This window comes from Cellulosilyticum sp. (genome assembly GCF_982396655.1).
In genome coordinates, this window is the sequence record NZ_CEVXFV010000061.1 from 1 (window position 1) to 22,878 (window position 22,878).

A 22,878-nucleotide genomic window follows, 5' to 3' on the forward strand; every position below is an offset into this window, starting at 1 on the left:
TCACTTAATTTGTGAGTTTATTTTGGGAAAATTCATTTGTCAACAATCTGAAGAAAGCACTTAAAAAGTGCTTTCTTTATGTATACCTTATATTTTTTATTTACCTACAAACATTTGTACCCAGTGGTTACCGTTTGCTTCATAACCAATACCAATATGTGTATATTTGGCACTTAAGATATTTGCTCTATGTCCTGAACTATTCATCCAGCTGTTTACAACTTGTTGAGGTGTTGTTTGCCCCTTAGCAATATTTTCTCCTGCTGCTTTATAAGAAATGCCATATTTCTTTAACATATCAAATGGTGTACCATAAGTTGGACTTGTGTGGTCAAAATAACGGTTTTTATACATATCTGTTGCTTTAACTCTTGCAACATTTCTGATACTTTCATCCATCTGAAGTGGACTTAATCCTGCTTTTGTACGTTCAACGTTAACAAGTCTTAGAACTTCATTTTCAAAAGCTGTTTGATTTGATACCTCTTCTGAAGGTGTTTGTGTGTCTTCTGTATTTGGCGTATCTACATTTGGTGTATTTGTATCTGTATCTGGTGTGTCTACACTTGGTGTATTTGTATTTGGTGTATCTACACTTGGCGTATTTGTATCTGTATTTGGTGTGTCTACACTTGGTGTATTTGTATCTGTATTTGGTGTGTCTACACTTGGTGTATTTGTATTTGGTGTATCTACACTTGGTGTACTTGTATCTGTATTTGGCTTATTGACACTTGGTTTATTTGTTCCTGGTTTTACTGTTATACTTGTATTAGGTTTACAATTTTGACTTGTATAATATGTCTTTGACCAAGTATATGTTGTGCATTTCACTTTAGATGTTGTATTTCCTGCTTTTGCTTTAGCTACTGCTTCTGTCGTTGTAGCTTCACTTTCTGTATCACCTACACTGGCCTGTGTTGTCTCTACTTCATTTGATGCTGGTACTTCTTGCGCATATACGTTAAATGCTGCACCAGAACTCATAGTGATTCCTGCTACCATAAGTAACATTGCCGATTTTGATAATACCTTATTAAATAGTTTGTTGTTTTTCATTTTCATGTCTCCTCTTATCGTTTTTCTCAATTTGGATTCATTACTTTACATTTGCTATACGACATATCTGTAATAACTATGTAACAAATCTGTAACATTTATTATACATGTTTTTCCTAATTAATCAACCTTTTTCGCACTTCCATTTTATTCCTTCTTTAATTTATTACATATTTATTAAATAAAAAATATAAAAAAAGAGAAACTTAAAAGCTTCTTATAGCTTCTAAATTTCTCTTTTATTTCTATATAAATCATTTTGTAGAGCCTATCTATTATAAGTTCGTCAATTATTTAGTTCTTTCACTACTTACTAGACGATTAATATGCATTATTAAATATACCATTTCTTCTTTTGTAATATTATAGGTATAGTACTTATCAATATATACTTTAATCTTCTTAGTACATTCATATGCATCTGGATACTTTTCTCTTACTATATCAAATAAGCTATCATCTGTTCCTTCAAAAGTCTCATTATTTACAAGTCTTTGTGCAAAGAACTTAATATGTGTTAAAAATCTAAAGTAAACCAGTGATTCCTCATCAAATTCAACAATAAAATAATACTTTACGATATTTAATATATCTTGCATAACCTTTAGCATCTCTTCTACTATTGGCATTTTCTCGTGTGCTAAAGCATTAGCAATATGTAATGCAATATTACCCGCCTCATCAGCCGGTAACATGATTCCTATACGTTCTTTAATTAATTGTAATGCATAACAACCAATTTTATATTCTTCGTTATAAAATCTCTTAATTTCCCAAATAAGCTTGTTTTGCACATTCAAGTTCTGTTCACATCTTGTAATGGCAAAATGTATATAATCTCTAAGGGCTAGACAACCACTTTCATCAAGTTGTTTTCCTAATTGCTCTTCAGCATATTTAACAATCTCTTCTGATACAGTAACATATTCCAATGGCATTTCTTTAACTTGACCTTCTATGACTGTAACATCATCCTTATTTAAAATCTTCTTAACTTCCATCTGCAATCCTTTCATACTTTTTTATAGAGAAACAAGCTATAAAAATGAAATATGCATCTTGCAAAATTGTTTCTCCTAATGATTTCACATCCCCAAAATGCCATGAATAACTAACAAATTATAGATGTGAACTCTATAGAAAAGTAAAGTGTATTTATTTTCTTAATTATAGCTTTTTACATTAAATACTGTCAATACATCTCAAATTAACCGCTTTTTGGTCTATTTTTAATCTACCCTCTTTTCTTACAACGCCTTGACACGAACATTTGTTCGCATTTATAATAAAGTTATAGAGAAACCAACTAAAACCTTGAAATATACATGTAGTAAATAGGTTTCTTCTAATGATTTCACATTGCTAAAGATCATGAATAACTAAACTTTATAAATGTGAAATCTATAAAATCTATAGAGAAACCAACTATAAACTTGAAATATACATGTACGTAAATAGGTTTCTCCTAATGATTTCACATGACTAAAAATCATGAATAACTAAAATTTATACATGTGAAATCGATATAAATGTGAAATCGATATAAATGTGAAATCTATATTATCATAATGAAATCTTACATATATAGGAGTGAAATTACGTGGAACGTATTATTTTACATTGTGACCTTAATAACTTCTTTGCCTCTGTAGAATGTCTCTTAAATCCACAACTTAAAGAAGTCCCTATGGTTGTAGGTGGTAATGAAGCCGAACGTCATGGTGTTGTCCTAGCTAAAAATGAACTTGCCAAAAAACATGGTATTATCACTGGAGAATCTCTATGGTCCGCTAGGCAAAAGTGTCCCCAACTTGTCACTGCCCCACCACATCACGATATTTATGTTCACTATTCTAAACTAGCACGTGAAATCTACAGCCGCTTTACTGATCTTGTGGAACCCTTTGGTATTGATGAATGTTGGCTTGATATTACCGGCAGTACTGCCTTATTTGGCTCAGCCTCTCACATTGCCGAAACGCTACGTCAAACTATGAAAGATGAATTAGGTCTTACCATCTCTATTGGTGTAAGTTTTAACAAAGTCTTTGCAAAACTAGGTAGTGATCTAAAAAAACCTGATGCGATTACTTATATTCCTGCTTATGATTTTAAAAAAATCATATGGCCTCTTCCAGTGTCGGACATTTTAGGTGCTGGTAAAGCCACTACTAAGAAGTTAAATCTTTATAGTATACGTACAATTGGTGATTTAGCGCATGCTAAACCTGAACTTCTTAAACAACTTTTAGGTGAAAACGGCTTACAACTTTGGACTTATGCTAACGGTCTCGATCATTCCCCTGTGCATAATCTAAACACGAAAGAACCTATTAAAAGCATTGGTAATAGCACTACTCTAGCTCATGACCTTTCTTCCTTAAAAGAAGTTAATCATATTTTTATACAGCTTGCAGAAAAAATCAGTAGTCGTCTCCGTCATCAGGAGCTTTTAGCAAGTACTATTCAAATCTGGGTTAAAGATGCTAACTTTAATGCAAAGCAGTATCAAAAGCCTCTTACTTTTCCTAGTTGTACTGCTAAAGATCTTGCTATTGCTAGTATGGAACTTTTTGAAACCCATTGTAATTTTCATACACCTATACGTGCTCTTGGTATTCGTACCCTTAATCTTATAAGCCGCAATGAACCTGAACAAATGAATTTATTCGAACTTACCAGTAATAGCCGTAAAGTCGAAGCCCTAGAAAATTCTCTAGATGCTTTAAAAAATAAATATGGCAAAAATATCATACAAAAAGGAAGCAATCTACTTAAATAATAGTTCGATTGCTTCCTTTTTTATATCCTAGCTAATTATAGACTACAACCACGTCATTTTCTAATAGCATCGTCTTTCCACGCGGAATGATATTTTCTTCTCCTCGTTTTACCAGTGCGATTAACACATCATCCGGCAACTTAAGGTCTTCTATGCATCTTCCACACCATTTATGTGCCTTATCAATTGAAATCTCCTTAAGCTTAATTTCTTCGTTATCTTTATATTCAGGTATACTCAATATTATACTGTCATTCTCTTTAATTACTGTATCCCCTTTAGGGATAATATTTTCACCATTTCTCTTTATAAGCAATGCTAACGAATCTCCTGGAATGCTTGCTTCTTGTACTGTTTTATTCTCCCATCTATGTCCTGCGGGTATAAATACACGCATTAATGTAATAGATGACTTCTCCTGATAATCATTAAAGGTCTTTCTGACATCCTCTTCGGCATCTACCATATCTAGTTTCTTTGCTATAAATGGTAATAAAGAACCCTGAATTGCTACAGACAATAGTGCAATCATAAATACAATATGGTATAGGTCACTTTCTATATCAATGCCACTTGCAATTGCCATAATAGCAAATACAATAGATGCTGCCCCACGTAGTCCTGCCCATGAAACAAGAAGGCATTGATTTAATGATGCCTTAAAAGGCTTTAAAATACAAAAAACTGCTATTGGCCTAGCTATAAAGGTTAAAAATAATGCTATTGAAACTGCTAGTACCATAATTTGAGGAAGTTGATGTGGAAAAGCTAAAAGTCCTAATAAAAAGAAAATTCCTATCTGTGCAAGCCCAGTAAGTCCATCGAAGAAGTGTACTAAAATAATCTTATTTTTCATTGTACTATTTCCCAAAATAATACCAGTTAAATACACACTTAAATAGCCATTTCCACCTACTACTTGCGCTATACTATATGAACCTAATGCTAAAGCGATTATATAAATAGTTTCTACACCTTCTGTAACAATTTTTAACTTCTTAAGGATAAAAATACCAACTATTGCAATTACTATCCCTATTAATGCACCATATACTACTTGTGCAAATAACATATAACTTATTTTTCCTATGCTGCCTGCACCACTCATAAACATTAATGCCACCATAGTTAGCATATATGCCATAGGGTCATTACTTCCACTCTCAAGTTCTAATAATGATGACGTGCCATATTTTAAACTGAGGTTTTTAGATTTTAAAATAGAAAATACAGAAGCAGCATCTGTTGAACTGATTACTGCACCAATTAAAAAACTTTCTATCAATTTAAACCCTAAAATAAAATGACAGAAAACACATGTTAATATAGCGGTAATAGCAACACCTAGCGTAGAAAGTAAAACAGCTTTTTTACTCACTGACTTAGCTGTCTCCCACTTCGTTCCAAAGCCACCATAAAACATAATAAATATCAACGCAATTTCACAAAACTTTTCTGTAATCTCATAATCATCAAACGAAATTTTTAATAAACCATCGCAGCCAAATATCATACCTAATGTCATAAATAATAATAAGACCGGCATCCCTAACTTATCTGAAAACCGGTTTGCTATGACACATGACAAAAGAATTCCTGACCATAATAAAATCATCGCTATCCTCCTTATAAATTACTTCTCAATATAATTATAAATATTTTTTACCATTATACTATAGATTTCACATCTATAATTTTTAGTTATTCATAATTTTTAGTCATGTGAAATCATCTGGAGAAAACAATTTACGTATATGTATATTTTAAGTTTTTAGTTTGTTTCTCTATATAGATTTCGCATTTATAATTTTTAGTTATTTATAATCTTCAGTAATATGAAATCATCAGAAGAACACAATTTACGTCCATGTATATTTCAAGGTTTTAATTTGTTTCTTTATATATTTTTATATATTCTATATTTTATACAATGCTTGGTATATGTTTTAATCGTTGCTATACTGAATATATAAATACTTACACATCTAGAAAGGTTTGATTTTATTATGATTCAAAAACTTTTAAAATTTATTCTTGTACCTATACTTTGTTTCAGTACATCTATACTAATCGTTGGGTGCCAAAGTTCAGCCACATCCTCATCATCTTCTCCTAACACCCCTATAGCTAATGCTACCGAAACAAAACTTGTGGATGCCTATTTAAAAGCTATCGACCTTGTTTTAAACACTTCTCCTGAACTCAACAACGCACTTAAATATCTTGCTATTGATACAAGCGTTCTTATTAATTTAGATGCTACAAGCCGTAGCCAACTACTTGAGGGGTTAGAGCAATATAATGTTGAAGTTTTAGACTGCTCTTTTGAAGCCTTAGGTGAACAAGGCTATCTAAAAGATGCATTATTTGAAAATGGCCTTTTCTTAAAAATTGAAGATACACCCGTAAGTAATAATCAAATTCAAATCATACCAAGCAAATGGCGCTCTACAACTTATGCCGCTGGTCTTAGCAAAGTTATCCTAACCCTTCAAGACAACATCTGGACAGTCACAGAAGAAGGTATCCCTTGGCTTCAATAAATCTTCCACCCAAACAACGTACTAACATTACATAATCTGTAGAATAGGAAAGTTAAAAATCAAACTTTTCTATTCTACTAAAAAAGCTGATTACTACACTAAGCACACCTTAATGCAATAACCAGCTTTTTCTCTTTATTATCTCTATTTCGCTACATTTCCTGCTATATTAAGTGCATCCCATGTACGTGCAAATGGTGGTGCATAGCATAAATCAAGCATACCTAATTGCATTGTTGTCATCTTTGCATAGATAGCTGTTGCTAATACATTTGTTCGTTGGACTGCATCTTTTTTACCTACAACTTGTCCTCCTAAAATCACTTTTGACTGCGCATCATATATGAGCTTAATGGCAATAGCTTCTTGACCTGGGTAATAATCTGTTTGATTTTTATCTACAATATAAACTGTTTTATAATCTAAATTCATACGCTTTGCTTCTTCTTCAGAAAGCCCAGTTCTTCCAGCTTCAATATCCATAACCTTGATACAACTTGAACCTAATGTCCCTTCAAAGACCATATTTTTTCCACCTAAGTTTTCACCAACAATACGTCCTAGTTTATTGGCACTTGTTGCAAGCGGAATATATGCTGGCTCTTTCTTTAATAAATGTGGTACTGTTGCACAATCTCCTGCTGCATAAATATTAGAAACAGATGTCTTGCCTTCATGATTTACAATAATCGCACCATTTCCTAACATTTCAATACCAGTATCTTTTAAAAACGCTGTACTTGGTCTTACACCTGTTGCTAAAATTACAAGATCTGCTTGAACTTCTTCTTTGTCTGTTACAATGTGTGTAACTGCCTTTTCTCCTTTTAAAGCAACTACTTTTGTATTTGTATAAAGTTTCACGCCATGGGCTTTTAATTCATCTTCTAAATAAACAGTAATCTCTTCATCAAAGACTTCTTTTAACACACGCTCTTCAAGCTGAAATACAGCTACTTCTTTACCACATTTTTTAGCAGCTTCTACTGCTTCAAGTCCAATAAAGCCTGCACCAATAATCCCCACTGTTTTAATTTCTTCTTTTTGAAGTTTTTCTTTTAAAATATGTCCATCTTCTAATGAACGCATTGTGTGTACATTTTCAATCTCTAGATTTTGAATAGGTGGTACAATAGCACTCGCGCCTGTTGCAATCATCATTTTGTCATAATAATCTTCAAAGATTTCACCAGTTGCTAAGTTTTTAACTTGAACCTTTTGTGCTTCTACATCCACATGAATGACTTCATGTGCTGTTTGAATATTAATCCCTGACTGTCTAAACTGCTCAGGTGTTCGAACTAACATTTGTTCATGATTATCAAAAAATCCACCTACGTAATAAGGTAATCCACATGCACCAAATGATACATAATTTTGTTTTTCATAAACTGTAATCTCAGCTTCTTTATCTACTCTTCTAAGTTTGGCTGCTGCACTCATTCCTGCTGCAATACCACCTACTATAATAAATTTCATTATTTAATCCTCTTTCATTCTTATTAATCTATTTAATTAACTTTTATAAGTCTTATTATCTTAAACGATAATTATTATTATGTCTGTTTTTACCACTTTTAGCAACTATATTTTTAGTTTTTATATGTTCTTATAGAGAAAACAACTAAAACCTTGGAATATACATGTACGTAAATTGTTTTCTCTCAATGATTTCACAGGACTAAAAATCATGAATAACTAAAATTTATAAATGTGAAATCTATATGCATGCTACAATATAAGAGCAATATAAGAGGCACCTTGCCAAAACAATACTGTTTTCAGCAAAGTGCCTCTATATCAAAATTTACTATTAGGATTTAGTATATGAAAACGCTACAAAATTATAGAGAAACCAACTAAAAAAATATACATGTACGTAAATTGTTTTCTCTCAATGATTTCACATGAGTAAAAATCATGAATAACTAAAATCTATAAATGTGAAATCTATATATAAGTTGCCTTGATTAGTTAGATAGATCTGCGCCTAAGTTACGATTTGCAAAATTGCTACTTGATTTAATCTTGAATAAGTCACCAATATTAATAGAGCCATCTGCATTACGCCATAATGTATGCACATCTGTACCAAGTGCTGGTGTACTAAGTGTTACAAAATCATTTGATGTAGGTCCTGTGATTTGCGTTCCTCTCATAGTAGAAACATTTACATCCACCTCTTGACGTTCTGCAATGTTATACCATTTTCCACCATTATAGAATACACAGTTTTCAGCTTCACCTTTGTATTTATCACTACCTACTTTACCAGTGCTAAATGCAATACAGTTTTCTAAGATATTATAAGAATTTGTTTTATCTCTTGCGAAGTCAATATTGCTCTTTGCACCACCATCTAAAGCATTATTAATACTTGTGCAGTTTCTTACTGTAATAGTTCCTGGATTACTATTATCTGTGAAACCATGGTTTTTATTTTCAAAAGCAATACAGTTTTCTACTACGTGAGAAACTGCAATTTTAGAACCGCCTAATTTAAATCCATTACCATCACTATTAGCTGTAAATGTACCTTCTGTTGTAGAACCATTTCTAAATGCAATACTATTTCTAATTGTTACTGCACCAATTGGTCCTGTAGCTGCTTTTGCATATAAGTCCCAACCATCATCTACGTTATTATAAGAAATACAACCATCAAATACATTGCCATTTCCACATGTTAATTTAGCTGCAAAACCATCTGCATTTTCACCTGTTGCAGGGTCATTATTATTATATGATGTACAATTTAAAATAAGGTTATCAGATGGCCAATCTGCAAAGTTTGATAAGCTAGAGGTTCTTCTGCTAATTTGCATACCTGTATCACGGTTACCCTTTGCAACACAAAGCTCTAATGTATTGTTTTTACCTGAAATAAAGAAACCATTATCTGCTGCACCTTCTACTGTGATGCCTTTTATATACCAGTAGCTGCCATCTAATTGAAGACCACGGTCATTCAAACTTGTATCACTCATATTATAAGGCTCTGCTGAAAAATCTAATACAACTTCTGCATCATCTAATGCTACTATAGATTTTAATTTGCCTGCTTCACCATTATTTGTATATGGAATAGTTAATTGGCTATCAAAATTATATGTACCACCTTGTAAATAAATTGTGCCACCTGCTTCTACTTTTTCAATAGCTTTTGTAAGAGACATTGGTGAGACTGTTGTTCCTGCACCATTATCAGATGCTCCTGGTGCTACATAAATAGCAGTTGCATCTACTACTGGTGTATCACCACTATTTTCTTTCTCTACAATTGTTACATTAATACTTACTACTCCTGAGAATCCCTCTACTGATCCCATAACTGTTTGTGTTCCTACACTATTTGTAATTGTTCCCCATGTAACAGCTACTTGTTTAGTTGTACCATCGCTTAATGTAGCTGTTAATGTACTTGGTAAAGTTATATTTTCACCTTCATACACAGTCACACTACTTGGCATTTGTACACTTGTAATTGTTACTTCTTCTACAGGTTTATCTGTACTTCCGCCTTCTGAATCCTGAAGGTCATAAATCGTATCGCCGCTAGCATCTACAACATTAAAGTAATCTACTGTTACTGTTGCATCGCATACTGCAATACCTACATTTAATGTATCTGCTATAAGGGCTGTTGTATTATTTTTGCTTTCACTGTCTGTAAATGTTTTAACTGCTGCTTCTGTAAAGTCTAAGCTATCTGAAACATACATACTATAAGTATTGCCTTCTTTAACGATACGTACATATTTGCCCACACTTGCATTACTTAAACTACCACTTGTACGAGAAGGCAAACGTAATTCATATGCACCAGAACCACTTCCTTTAAGACCAGCAGAAATATGTGCAGAAGTTGTATCCATGCCATTACGTACCATTAAATACGCTCTTGTATTTGAACTAGTGTTTTCGAGAGCTGAAATCTTCATTGTAGCTGTAAAATCTCCAGCTACTGGCACATAAGAAAAATTAATGTTATCATCTGCACTTTGCATCTTGCCACCTTCAGCAGAAATTACCATTTTTTGTCCACTTATACTTTCTTCACTGCTCACATCTGTTGAACCAATTATAGTTGTATTTTGTAAATCTAAATTCGCCGCAAAAATTGCACTATTAAAAGCCAAAGTGCTAGATACAATCATGGATAATCCTAATAATTTCGCCATAAATTTTCTACTCTTCATATAAAAAACACTCCTTATAATTTTTAATAATTATATTAATTATTATAATATTTAATATTTAATATTCAATATTTTTTAGCAAACTGTACTATTTTTTGCACTAAGATGTCATTTTCATCTTTTTATATGCACAAATTTTATAATACTTTTTTATTTTTATTAGTAATTTTAATAAAATTATTATTCTCCTAAAAAACATTTCAATATCAAGTCCTTACAACACACTATATAATTACATTTTTTAACATTTACTTTAACTAAATAATATTTTATTCTAAAAGAATAGGAAACTAGAAGAAATTCAATTTCCATCTTTTTACGGGAGGTTTTAATGATGATTGAATTCGAACTAACCCCACCTATGGGTTGGTACAGTGGCTTTAGTAATGACCCTACAACGGAAAGTTCTTTACTTACTGCCACTACCTATATTTCAGAGTACCTTAAAGCTTTTGGTTATGAATATATTATTATAGATGACAGTTGGTATGCTGGGGGAGAAAGCAATGAACATGGTTTTTATATTCCTACAGCTACACAATTTACATCCGCTGAAAATGGCATTGGTTTCAAATTATTAGCGGATTATATTCATCGCTTAAAACTTAAGTTTGGTCTTCATATTTCACCCTATGTTCCAGATAGTGCTGTTTTAAAAAACATTTGTTTACCTGATGGAAAAACACATATTGGCGAAATCACAAAACTAGTCAATGATCAATACGTTATTGATTTTGATAAATTTGGCGCAGCAAGTTACTATGAGTACTTATTTAAACTCTATGCAAGTTGGGGTGTAGACCTTATTTATATAGATCTTACTCAATTTAACTATGATGATTTATCTTACATATCTGATGCACTTAAAAGCTGTGACCGTAATATGCTTTTATATGTTGCTTCCCCTATCATAAATTATGATGAGGTCGATTACATTAGTCAGTATGCCAATATGTGGCCAATCAGTGACACCTTTCTTAATGGTTGGTCTGACATTCTAAAGGCTTTCGAACTTTGTAAGCTTTGGAATCCAGTAGTAGGTAATAACTCATGGCCAATTTTGCCTTTTATAGCCTCTGAACTAAAAAATAGATTTACACCCGATGAACAAATGACCTTATTAACCTTATGCGCCATCTTTAAATCTCCTATTATATTGGATGGTAACTTTAAAGACTTGCCCGATGAAATTCAAACACTTCTTACAAATATGGATGTGCTGTCACTCCTTAAGCATTCCCATGCTGCTTATGAACTCTATCATACTGATGAACATATTACTTGGACAACCCAAGCACCTGATGGTTCGCGCTATCTTGCCATCTTTAATACGACAGATGAAAGTTTCGTAATTACAACCAATCTCGGCTTACCAAGTACTTATAAACTTTATGACCTCTGGACGCACGAAAACCTGGAAGAAGTCACAGGTAACTTTGCGCTAGAAGTTCCATCCCATGGTGTTCGCTTAGTTAAGCTTATCGCACAATATTAAAATAGGCATAAAAATAGAGGATAGATAACTATCCTCTCAGATTGTTGACAAATGAATTTTCCCAAAATAAACTCACAAATTAAGTGAGGATTATTCAAGAAAATCTATTAAAATAGGGGTAAAAAGAGCAGTTTAGGTCCATTTTTACCTCTGTTTTCTATTTCTAGACTAGTAAAATACTATGGAAAAGTTAATTGTCTACAGCCTGAGAGGATAGATAACTATCCTCTTATTTTTATTATTCTACTTTAAATACATCTACAAGTTTTTGAAGCTCTACATTCAGAATATCTGGATGAATTTCTTCTAAGGCTTGTGTAATTTCTCCAATGATTTCTTCATGAAATGCTTCATGGAATTTATACACCTCAATGCCCTTATCCGTTAAATTAATGAAAATACGTCTTCTATCAGTTTTATCAAAATTTCGTTCAATATAACCTTTTTGAACAATACGATTTACACTAGTTGTTAGACTTCCCATTGTAATCTTTAATTTACCGGCTACTTCTGTCATTGTTTTTGGTTCTAGCCCCACTGCCTCAATCACATGTAACTCTGTAAAAGTTAAGTCTTTATACTCACTTTTATCTAAGGCTTCTTTCTCTGCTTCTACAATATAATTATACATATAAACTAATGCATTGTTGATTCGTTTTATTTTATCAGGCACGCTTCTCTCTCCTTGCTTCATCTTATTAGTAATTTCGCCTTGGCCCTTCCTGTACAAATCACCGCAATTAGCCTTATATAAATTAGCCAATAGCAAAAGTTAACTCTACTTCGCAAGCTTTCTTGCCATTTACAGTAGCAATTCCCTTTCCTATACCTATTGGGCCTTTTTGTTTGATAATTGTACATTCCAGTTCCAATACGTCTCCTGGTACAACCTTATTTCTAAACTTAGCTTCTCTAATCCCACCAAAGTATGCTATTTTCCCTTTATTTGCTTCTTGCGATAAAATTGCAATAGCGCCTACTTGAGCAAGTGCCTCTACAATAAGCACGCCTGGCATTACTGGTTCACCTGGAAAATGTCCTTGGAAAAAAGGCTCATTCATCGTAACATTTTTATAGCCTCTAGCCCCAGTGCCTCCCTCTAGGATTTCTGCCCGATCTACTAGTAAAAAAGGATATCTATGTGGAATAATTTCCATAATTTCTTTTGTATTTAACATATTAACCTCTCCATTTTTTCACAAGAATTGTTCCATTATGGCCACCAAAGCCTAATGAGTTACTCATTGCATATTCTACTTTGGCACATCTGCCTTCATTTGGTACATAATCAAGGTCACATTCTTCATCAGGTACCTTATAGCCAATTGTTGGTGGAATAAAGTCATCTTGTACTGCCTTAGCAATAACAATTGCCTCAATTCCTCCTGCTGCACCTAATAAATGTCCTGTCATAGACTTTGTAGAACTTACAGGTACTTTTGTATCTTCACCTAATACTTTCTTAATAGCTAATGTCTCACTTGAATCATTATAATGTGTACTTGTACCATGGGCGTTAATATAGTCTACTTGATCTGGATTAATATTCGCTTCTCTTATGGCATCTCGCATTGCCCTTGCTGCACCATCTCCATCTACAGCCGGAGATGTAATATGGTAAGCATCACCTGTTGCACCATACCCAACAATTTCGGCAATAATATGCGCACCACGTTCTTTAGCATGTTCTAAGGTTTCTAATATAAGTATACCTGCACCTTCACCTAAAATAAACCCATTTCTTTCTTTATCAAAAGGAATAGATGCCCTAAGTGGGTCCTCTGATTTACTAAGTGCTGTAAGTGCATTAAACGATGCAATAGCAAGATGCGTTATACAAGATTCTGCACCACCTGCTATAATCATATCACTATAACCATGCTTTAGATTTCTATAAGCTTCACCTATACTATGTGTTCCTGAAGCACAAGCAGTTACAATAGATGTACATATACCTTTTGCGCCTGTATAAATAGCCACATTACCTGCTGCCATATTGGCAATGCTCATGGGTATGTATAAAGGTGAAACGCGTTTGCCACCTTTTTCTTTAAGTCTAATGGTTTCATCTGAAGTGCCTTGTAAGTTACCAATGCCACTTCCAATAATAACACCAACTCTAGTAGCATCCATTTCTGCCATATCCACATTAGCATCCTTTAGTGCTTCCTTAGCCGCATAAATAGCATATTGGCTAAACTTTGCAAGTCTCTTCTGCTCCTTGCGGTCCATATATTTTTCTGCTTCAAATTCTTTTACAAGACCAGCTACATGAACATCAACGCCTTCTGCTTTTTGATCTTCACTTAATAATGAAATACCACAAACCCCTTCTTTAATATTATTCCAAAAAGCCTCTACACTATTTCCTAAGGGCGAAACAACCCCCATCCCTGTAATAACAACTCTATTTTCCATATTAATCTCCCTTCAAAATTACATTGCCATTCCACCATCTACACGAATGACTTCTCCTGTTACATAACTTGCCAAGTCACTTGCTAAAAATGTTGCTACCTTAGCAATTTCTTCTGGATTACCTAATCGCTTTAATGGAATTTGTTTGCTCATCTCCTCTTTAACACTCTCTTTAAGTACCTTTGTCATATCAGTTTGAATGAAACCTGGTGCAATTGCATTGACCCTAATATTTCTTGAACCATATTCCTTAGCAATCGTTTTTGTAAATCCAATAATACCAGCTTTAGAAGCTGCATAATTACATTGACCTACATTACCACTAAGGCCTACAACTGAAGCTATATTTATAATTTTTCCACCTGTTTTAAGCATTGACTTTACAGCAAACTTTGTACAATTAAAAACACCCTTTAAATTAACATTAATAACTGCATCAAATTCTTCCTCTGTCATTCTTGTGAGCAGCATATCTTTTGTAATACCTGCATTATTTACTAAAATATCCACTTTACCATATGTAGACACTGCTATTTTAATAAGTTCTTCTGCTTCTTTAAAAGAGGTAACATCTGCACGTACTGCCATAGCCTTGCCGCCTTCAGCCTTTATGGTTTCCACTACAGACTCTGCTGCCTCTTTTTCAAAATCTCCTGGATAGTTGACTACTACAGTTGCTCCTTGACGGTGATACATTAATGCAATCTCTTTTCCTATTCCTCTTGCACTACCTGTTACAATTGCTACTTGGTCTTTTAACATAATTCTTCTCCTAACGCTTCTATAGTTTTTTCAAAGGAAGCCATATCTTCAACATTGAAAACACGTACTTCTTTTGTAATCTTCTTTACTAAATTACTTAGAACACATTTAGGTCCAACTTCTACAAATGTATCAAATCCTTGCTCTAATAAATACAGAATACTTTCTCTAAACCTTACGCCATGTGTAATTTGAAGTGGTATATTTAAGGCTGCTTCTTTTTCATTCATTGGCATAGCTGTGACATTACTAATAATTGGTATTGTAGGTTCATTAAATACCAATTTTTTGGCATCTACTTCTAACCTTTCTGCTGCTTCATTCATTAACGGACTGTGAAAAGCGCCACTTACTTTAAGTGGTACAACTCTTCTAGCACCTGCTTCTTTAAAACAAGGTTCAGCGATTTCTAAGGCCTTACTCGTTCCTGCTACTGTTACTTGACCTTTGCAATTATCGTTGGCCACTGTAATAACTTCTCCTGTTTCTTCCCTTGCTTTATCGCAAATCTCCTTAATCTTTTCCACATCTAGCATTGTCACGGCACACATGCCACCTGGATTGTTAGTTGCACATTCATCCATATAGCTCGCCCTTTTTTCCACTAACCTTAAAGCTTCTTCAAAACTTAAGATATTACTTGCTGCAATAGCATCGTATTCGCCTAAGCTAAACCCTAATACAGCATCTGCCTTAATCCCCTTAGTCTCAAAGGCTTTAAAAACTCCATAATTTGTTGTAAATAAAGCTAACTGTGTATACTTTGTTTGATTAATAACTTCTTTTGAATCTTCAAAGCAAACTTCTTTTATATCCCATCCTAAAATATCATTTGCCTTATCAAATACCTCTTTTGTTTCACGAAAATTATCATATAATTCTTTGCCCATTCCTACATATTGAGCGCCTTGACCTGGAAATAATAGTGCTAGTTTCATCTTTTCTTCACCCTTACCTTTTTTCTTTCTCGGCCTTTGTCATTCATTTAGATGGCACTAAAGGTGTTTTTTTATATTTTGTCTGCCATTATCATTTGCAAAAAAGGGGTAGCAATTTTATATATTATATTTGCCCCCCCTTTTAGTTTAATTATTGTTTGCTTGTAATGTAATCAATAGCATCTTTTACTGTTTCAATTTTTTCTAAATCTTCATTTTCGATGGATACATCAAATTCTTCCTCGATTCCCATAACAACTTCAAACAAGTCTAATGAATCTGCACCTAAATCGCCACGGAAACTTGCTTCCATTGTTACTTCGCTAGGGTCAACACCTAATTTATCCACAATAATATCTTGTAATTTTTCAAACATTTCTTTTCCTCCCGTATAATATAATTTCAACACTTTGCTTTTCAAAGCATCAATCACTCAAAGTATATCCTTGCTACAAATAATTGTCAATAATTTTAATTGTCTTTTTTATTTTCTGTATTCATCTAAAATATTTCACATATATTTTTTATCTAAATCCCTTGTATCTATATATATTTCTCATTATAATAAAGCTTAACAGAACATATGTTCGCATTAATATCTAACATATTAAATTATTCTATTTTTAAATGAGGCGACAATTTATGGAACTAAATGAAAAATTAAAAATCCTGTCAGACGCAGCTAAATATGACGTTTCTTGTTCTTCTTCTGGTTCCAATAGAAAAGGAAAATTAGGGGAATTAGGCGCTGCGGCTACAAGCGGAATCTGTCATAGTTTTACACCTGATGGCAGATGCATTTCTCTTCTTAAAATATTACTGACCAATTACTGCATCTATGATTGTGCTTATTGTATCAACAGGCGCTCCAATGATGTGGAGCGTGCAGCTTTTACACCTGAAGAAGTTATTCGTCTCACGATTAACTTTTATAGACGCAATTATATAGAAGGCTTATTCTTAAGCTCAGCCATTATTAAAAATCCTAACCATACAATGGAAATGCTTTTACAAGTTGTTAAGAAGCTACGTACAGAAGAAAATTTCAATGGTTATATTCATCTAAAGGCTATTCCGGGTGCTAGCGAAGAACTCATTCATGAAGCTGGATTATATGCAGACCGTATGAGCGTTAATATTGAGTTACCTTCTGAGCACTCTCTTAAACTACTTGCCCCTGATAAAAGTAAAAAAGCTATTCTGGCACCAATGCGTAGTATCGGTACGCATATTATGTCAGCTAAAGAAGATCGAAAAAACTCTAAAAAGGCCCCCCTTTTTGTACCTGGCGGTCAAAGTACACAGCTTATCATTGGCGCAACTCCCGAAACTGATCTTAATATCTTAAATTTAAGTGAAAATCTATATAGTAAATATAACTTAAAAAGAGTTTATTACTCTGCCTATACCCCTGTTAATACTGGCGGTGCACTCCCTGAGCTTAAGACACCACCTACACTTAGAGAGCATAGACTTTACCAAGGAGATTGGTTACTACGCCTTTATGGCTTTAAGGCTCACGAACTTTTAACTGAAGAAAAGCCTCAATTTGATATTCACCTTGACCCTAAATGTAATTGGGCCCTTAACAATCTTCATCTTTTTCCTATAGAGATTAATAAGGCGCCCTATGAACTGCTCCTTCGTGTACCTGGCATTGGTATTCGCGGCGCTAAGAAAATTGTAATGAGCCGTCGTATTGCACCGCTTAACTATGACGACCTCAAAAAGTTAGGCATTGTTCTTAAACGTGCACAGTTCTTTATCACCTGTAATACTAAATATTATGGCAGTACTGATATTGATGATGTCCAAATCCGTCGCAAGCTTGTACCACAATTTGCTTCAGATGAACCTGCACCCTATGAACAGCTTAGTTTATTTACAATGCCGCCAAATTCATCCTCTAAGCTTCTAATTCCTAATACAGCTTCTCCTATTAAACCGTTATTATTAGAAGATACTGCATCTGCCTTAACTGGTGAATTATAAATATAAATGAAAGGATTACTCTGATGGTTGATTACTTATATGATGGGTCCTTTGACGGTCTCCTCACTTGCATCTTCTATGCCTATAAAGACAAAAAAGCATCTTCTATATTTCGAGAAGATGCTTATCACCCTAGCCTTTTAACAACTGCATTAGGCGTTCCAACTGAAGAAGATAAAGCGACTAGGGTACACGATAGTATTGTAAAAAACTTATCTTTTTCTACTTTATCCAATGTTTATTACTTATATCTTAGCGAATATGAAGACGCTGAAACGCTGGCACTTCAATATTTAAGACTCTGCTACAAATACACCGATAAAATAAATCTTGCTAAAAACAATGATATTATCCGAAAAGTAGACTTATATACTAAACGTGTAGGACATGAAGCCCATCGTTTTACAGGTTTCGTCAGATTTGAAGAAATAAGTCCTATGGTCTTTTACTCAAAAATTGAACCTGACCATTTTATATTACCACTTTTAATGGAACACTTTGTAAAACGTTTTTCTGATCAATCCTTTATCATTCATGACTTAAAAAGACAGGTAGCGCTTGTTTATAATACAAAAGAAGCCTTTCTTCAAAGTCTCTCTAATGAAGAACAGCTTAAACTATTAAAGGCACCTAATAACGACCCCTTTATCAACTTATTTAAAACGTATTATAAAGCTACCACTATTACAGAACGTATTAATATAAGAAGGCGTAATGCTTTTATTCCTAAACGCTACTTCAAACACTTAGGAGAACTTTAAAAGTATGCCTAAGATAGACTTGCTATACCTCTAAAAAGGGACTATGCATTTGCAATAGTCCCTTTTTAATTTATTATAGAATATTATTTTCGCCTAAGGCTCCTTTTAGAATTTGGAGGGCTGCTGTGTGCATCATTGCACCATTTATTGAACCACAAAGCTGTGAAAGTACTTTTGGTTTAATACCTTTATCAAACAATTCTAAAGCTGTTGCCATAATGCTTGTATCTGTATTTAATCCTGCTAAGTATACTTCTTTCACTTGATTTTTTTCTAATAACTTTGCCACATCTACTGTTAAACTTGTATATGTCGATTTCATGATTACAATATCTGCAAGTGTACTTACGTTTTCTACAAGTTTTGCATGTGGGCTTAACATTGTCATATCTTTCATATTTAATTCTGACTTATGTAATGATTCCATCTTATTAATAAAACGGGTTGCAATTACTAAATCATAGTTAAAGTTATTTACATGTTTTTCAATATCTTTTGGTATATGTTTGGTTGCGTCATTGATAAATCCTTCTTGCACATCAATCACTAATAATATTTTCATTGTTTTACTCCTCTTACTTCTTATACTTTAACTTTTCCATAATGATTTTGGAATAAATCCAAATAATACTGGTGCCGAAGAGCCATTTGGCAACATATATAAAATTTCACTATTTGTGTTGGCATGGGCTGTTCCTACTAGGGCAGCTACCTTCTGATTATTTAATAAATCTTCACCTGGTGCATTAAACACCTTACTATTATTCCATTTAAGTGCGCCTAAATAACCGCCTCCACGGGCATTTAGGATAATCCCCATATCTTCATTACATTTTATTTTAATATTTATCGGTAAACCATAGTTGCCTTTATTTCTAACAACTGTACCTGTTAAGGCATCTTTTCCTTCTAGCCATTCACTACTTTCTCTTCCTATTACAAGTTTAGCTGGCTCTTGTAAGTCCTCAATACTTATTGTATACTCCCTTTTTATCACATCAAATGTTCCTCTTATGTGTGTCCCATCTGCTGGAAGAACTGGAAGTTTAGATACATTATCTATTGAAGAGTTACAATCCATTGCTACCACCGTAAATATAACATTGCCTTCTGCATAAAAATCTAAAAGCCCTGTTATAATTTCATTTGTTTCCCATGGACCATTTACACTGCTATTATAAATACAAGTTTGCTCACCTTTTTTAATCGTATAATTTTTAGCTACTTGCCCTTTAAAGTATGTACTAACTGCCGCTTGACCACTACTTAAAATATGAGGACTTGGTCCTTTAATTGCTTCATTACTAATTGTTAATTTAATTGGACTTTCTTCTTTAGTCGTGGCAAGAATCATAAGCTTTTTGTTGAAGTCTGTTGCATTGGCATGATGAATGAGTATCCTTCCCTTTTGACTTGCCGTTTCTCTGTATAAAATACCACTGCTTGGTATACTTTCTGGTGAGTTACTCATAATAAGACTTCCTTTTTCATCCGCCACGCTCACGCTTGCAGCTTCTTCTAGACTAATAAAAGTATTATAATCCTTGTCTACATAACCATCAATCAAATCACCTGGTTTACCTTCACTAAAAAGATATTCACCATTTCTGATTTTCTCATCTTCGCTAATGATAATAATACAAGTTGCCTTATTAGACCAATTGCCTCTTTCATCTTGTAACTCTACACTTATTTCATATTTGCCTGGTTTTTTAAGGTACTTAGGTTTTCCTGAAATGGTACTACCACCTGTTGTTAAATTCTTATAGCGCCACCTTTGTCCCTTTATTTCTAGGTCATTAGGATTATTTAGCGTATAAGTAAACGACAGCTTCTCACCTTTTGCATAAGTTGTCTTAGAGGGTTTAAAACTTGTAATTTTAATAGGTACTGGCTCAGTAATCTTAAGTTTACGACTGGTCCATAAGCTCCAATTATTATTCGAGTCCCTTACACGTAAAAAGATTTCATGCTCTCCTACTTTTAAACTACTTATTAATGTCTTTAAATTACTACTGGTCTTTTTCTGATTATTAATAATAACCATCCATTCCCTTTTTGTAATTGCTGTTCCGTTTTGTCCATAGCTTGTATCTACAGTTTCAACCATTTCGCCTAACTCATATGCTGCCTTAACGAATTGAAACTGTGCAATTGGACTTTCTCCATTTCCTAAAACAACACTGCTTAAAGTTAAAAACATCATACATCCTATAATTAGTCTTATGTATCTTTTCATCTTTTCCCCTATTTTTTATATTTTTAGGCCAATAGCCCCCTATATATATCGGCTTATCATCTATTATTATACACCAAAATATACTATCACTGTATATGTAACTATCACTTATTTACAAAAATTAGAAAACCCCCTAGTCGTTTGTGGTGTATGCGGGCCACTCATCCTAGGAGGTATCATTATAATTATTATTTGTACTCTTTAAGACTTATTGTAAGTTATAAACTACTATCTAGCATCAGCTGTAATGTCTAATAGTAGTATAATATTTAATATTAAAATAATATTTTACATCAGAATAATATCTAGTACTAAAATAAAATTTAATATTATAACAATATTTAATAACGTTTTCGTTTGAAAGTTAGAGCAAAGATTAGACCACCTACTAAAAGTATACCGCAAACTACTGCCATAATTTTATCCTGATCTGACATTTGCGTTTGTGTCGCTTGACCAGGTGTACCATTGTGTCCTCCACCCATGTTTTCAAACATCTTCTTCATTTTAAATAAGCTCTCTAGTGCGCTCTCATCTACGCCTAATGCTGTAATTTGAGTCTTTTGTTCTTCTGTAAGTTCTGACACAGAAGAAACCTCTCCAATAATGCTCATAATCTCTTGCATTGTTTCCATATCTACATTTGGCATATTTTGCATGCCGCCACCTTGTTGTTCTGGCTCATTGCTTTGTACATTATCAGCGCCCTGATTTCCTTGTGACATTGGCGCGGATTGATCTGCACCTTTATCTGCCATTTTATCTCCACCAGGCCCACCTTTACCGCCATTTTGTTGCCCCATTGCCATAAGGTTCATAGTTGTCTCAATGGTACCATATTCAGTAGAAGGCTGCTCACCGGAAATCTGTGCCTTAACACTTGTTGTACGGTCTATGCCATATTGCTTGAGTTCTTTTATACCAGATTGATATTCATCATACGTATAAAAAGCAGTTGCATCATTTTTCACATAGTCGCCTATTAAAGTATCTAATTTATTAATTGTTTCTTCGTATTTACCACTTGTAATATATTTGTCTACTAACTCTTGTAAATAGCTATGATACATTTCCTTGTATGCATCAACTTCTAATAACTTAGAAATAAGTGGGCTATTTTCCATACTATCTGTTACAGGTGCATCAATTGGGAAGTTAATAACCTTACTTGCATCTGACATTTCAAATGCACCAAATGCTAAGTTATAATCCCAAGGTAAAATTTGAAGCTTACCATCTTCTTCATATAAGTAGAAGTTATGTTTCATATTACCTGCATAACTATCTAAATTTACAAGGAATGTATTGACTGCAAAATACTTAAGTACTTCTTCTACATCAATGCTTTCTTCTAGATTGGTACCTTCATTAAGATTCTTAAGAATACCAATAAGAGTTTTGTAGTCATTTTCAGTTGTTTTCTTGAACACTGTATAATTAAAAATGCTTGAATAGCTACTGATTTCATCATCTGAGTACACTAAGTTTGCGCCACCTGATGAGCCCATACCACCCATGCCACCTGGCCCTTTCATTTGACCTTTATTGTTCCCATCTTGTCCATCATTTGGCATTTGTGGCATATCTGTATTATTTCCGCCTTGTGTACCTTCTGGCATTTGTGGCATATCTGTGTTATTTCCGCCTTGTGTACCTTCTGGCATTTGTGGCATATCTGTGTTATTTCCGC

General features: G+C 33.6%; 19 protein-coding genes. 5 read left to right on the forward strand and 14 right to left on the reverse strand.

Annotated features, from left to right (window positions below; genetic code table 11):
* Positions 1-96 precede the first annotated feature (96 nt).
* Both AC1VAQ_RS18035 and AC1VAQ_RS18040 read right to left on the reverse strand, forming a co-directional pair.
* Positions 97-1,059 carry a CAP domain-containing protein gene (locus AC1VAQ_RS18035; RefSeq protein ID WP_303244028.1) on the reverse strand — a complete coding sequence of 321 codons (963 nt, stop codon included), beginning with the start codon at positions 1,057-1,059 and terminating at the stop codon, positions 97-99.
* Positions 1,060-1,349: 290 nt separating this feature from the next.
* Entirely contained in the window at positions 1,350-2,060 is a 711-nt protein-coding gene (locus tag AC1VAQ_RS18040) for a PRD domain-containing protein (protein ID WP_302599053.1), read from the reverse strand.
* Between the two features lie 599 nt (positions 2,061-2,659).
* Between AC1VAQ_RS18040 and AC1VAQ_RS18045 the strand changes: the two genes are divergently transcribed.
* Complete coding sequence (locus AC1VAQ_RS18045) at positions 2,660-3,841, forward strand: DNA polymerase Y family protein (RefSeq protein WP_302599052.1); 1,182 nt, start codon at positions 2,660-2,662, stop codon at positions 3,839-3,841.
* A gap of 31 nt (positions 3,842-3,872) precedes the next feature.
* Here AC1VAQ_RS18045 and AC1VAQ_RS18050 read toward each other — a convergent pair whose 3' ends face one another.
* Positions 3,873-5,456 carry a potassium/proton antiporter gene (locus tag AC1VAQ_RS18050; RefSeq protein ID WP_302599051.1) on the reverse strand — a complete coding sequence of 528 codons (1,584 nt, stop codon included), beginning with the start codon at positions 5,454-5,456 and terminating at the stop codon, positions 3,873-3,875.
* A 391-nt stretch (positions 5,457-5,847) separates the two neighbouring features.
* Between AC1VAQ_RS18050 and AC1VAQ_RS18055 the strand changes: the two genes are divergently transcribed.
* Entirely contained in the window at positions 5,848-6,384 is a 537-nt protein-coding gene (locus AC1VAQ_RS18055) for a hypothetical protein (RefSeq protein ID WP_302599050.1), read from the forward strand.
* Positions 6,385-6,528: 144 nt separating this feature from the next.
* Here the strand turns inward: AC1VAQ_RS18055 and AC1VAQ_RS18060 are convergent, their stop codons facing one another.
* A complete protein-coding gene (locus AC1VAQ_RS18060) occupies positions 6,529-7,863 on the reverse strand; it encodes a CoA-disulfide reductase (protein ID WP_302599049.1) in 1,335 nt (444 codons plus the stop codon).
* Positions 7,864-8,354: 491 nt separating this feature from the next.
* On the reverse strand, positions 8,355-10,583 hold the full coding sequence (locus AC1VAQ_RS18065) for a right-handed parallel beta-helix repeat-containing protein (RefSeq protein ID WP_302599803.1): 2,229 nt from the start codon (positions 10,581-10,583) through the stop codon (positions 8,355-8,357).
* 334 nt (positions 10,584-10,917) lie between these two features.
* Here AC1VAQ_RS18065 and AC1VAQ_RS18070 point away from each other — a divergent pair, with 334 nt between their 5' ends.
* Positions 10,918-12,078 (forward strand): alpha-galactosidase, encoded by a 1,161-nt coding sequence (locus AC1VAQ_RS18070; RefSeq protein WP_302599802.1) that lies wholly within the window; start codon positions 10,918-10,920, stop codon positions 12,076-12,078.
* A 238-nt stretch (positions 12,079-12,316) separates the two neighbouring features.
* On the opposite strand, the gene AC1VAQ_RS18075 is transcribed toward AC1VAQ_RS18070, so the two are convergent.
* The 6 genes from AC1VAQ_RS18075 to acpP form a co-directional block, all read right to left on the reverse strand.
* Positions 12,317-12,751 (reverse strand): MarR family winged helix-turn-helix transcriptional regulator, encoded by a 435-nt coding sequence (locus AC1VAQ_RS18075; protein ID WP_303244297.1) that lies wholly within the window; start codon positions 12,749-12,751, stop codon positions 12,317-12,319.
* Between the two features lie 82 nt (positions 12,752-12,833).
* Entirely contained in the window at positions 12,834-13,256 is a 423-nt protein-coding gene (fabZ, locus tag AC1VAQ_RS18080; protein WP_302599799.1) for a 3-hydroxyacyl-ACP dehydratase FabZ, read from the reverse strand.
* Position 13,257: 1 nt separating this feature from the next.
* Positions 13,258-14,496, reverse strand: a complete 1,239-nt coding sequence (fabF, locus tag AC1VAQ_RS18085; RefSeq protein WP_302599798.1) for a beta-ketoacyl-ACP synthase II — start codon at positions 14,494-14,496, stop codon at positions 13,258-13,260.
* Between the two features lie 18 nt (positions 14,497-14,514).
* Positions 14,515-15,258, reverse strand: coding sequence for a 3-oxoacyl-[acyl-carrier-protein] reductase (gene fabG, locus AC1VAQ_RS18090; protein WP_302599796.1), 744 nt, complete (start codon positions 15,256-15,258; stop codon positions 14,515-14,517).
* Complete coding sequence (gene fabD / locus AC1VAQ_RS18095; protein WP_479904298.1) at positions 15,252-16,196, reverse strand: ACP S-malonyltransferase; 945 nt, start codon at positions 16,194-16,196, stop codon at positions 15,252-15,254. Before fabD ends, fabG begins: the two co-directional genes overlap by 7 nt.
* Before the next feature lie 151 nt (positions 16,197-16,347).
* Positions 16,348-16,572, reverse strand: a complete 225-nt coding sequence (gene acpP, locus AC1VAQ_RS18100; protein WP_302599793.1) for an acyl carrier protein — start codon at positions 16,570-16,572, stop codon at positions 16,348-16,350.
* A gap of 266 nt (positions 16,573-16,838) precedes the next feature.
* Between acpP and AC1VAQ_RS18105 the strand changes: the two genes are divergently transcribed.
* Both AC1VAQ_RS18105 and AC1VAQ_RS18110 read left to right on the forward strand, forming a co-directional pair.
* Positions 16,839-18,188 carry a putative DNA modification/repair radical SAM protein gene (locus tag AC1VAQ_RS18105; RefSeq protein ID WP_303244296.1) on the forward strand — a complete coding sequence of 450 codons (1,350 nt, stop codon included), beginning with the start codon at positions 16,839-16,841 and terminating at the stop codon, positions 18,186-18,188.
* Between the two features lie 23 nt (positions 18,189-18,211).
* Positions 18,212-18,949, forward strand: coding sequence for a TIGR03915 family putative DNA repair protein (locus AC1VAQ_RS18110; protein ID WP_479904299.1), 738 nt, complete (start codon positions 18,212-18,214; stop codon positions 18,947-18,949).
* A 73-nt stretch (positions 18,950-19,022) separates the two neighbouring features.
* Here the strand turns inward: AC1VAQ_RS18110 and AC1VAQ_RS18115 are convergent, their stop codons facing one another.
* The 3 genes from AC1VAQ_RS18115 to AC1VAQ_RS18125 all read right to left on the reverse strand — a co-directional run.
* Positions 19,023-19,511: a cysteine hydrolase family protein gene (locus tag AC1VAQ_RS18115; RefSeq protein ID WP_302599790.1), complete on the reverse strand. Its 489-nt coding sequence runs from the start codon at positions 19,509-19,511 to the stop codon at positions 19,023-19,025.
* A 27-nt stretch (positions 19,512-19,538) separates the two neighbouring features.
* Positions 19,539-21,188, reverse strand: coding sequence for a hypothetical protein (locus AC1VAQ_RS18120; protein ID WP_479904300.1), 1,650 nt, complete (start codon positions 21,186-21,188; stop codon positions 19,539-19,541).
* Positions 21,189-21,529: 341 nt separating this feature from the next.
* Positions 21,530-22,878 (reverse strand): CotH kinase family protein (locus AC1VAQ_RS18125; protein WP_479904301.1); only part of this gene is annotated, 1,349 nt, incomplete at its 5' end.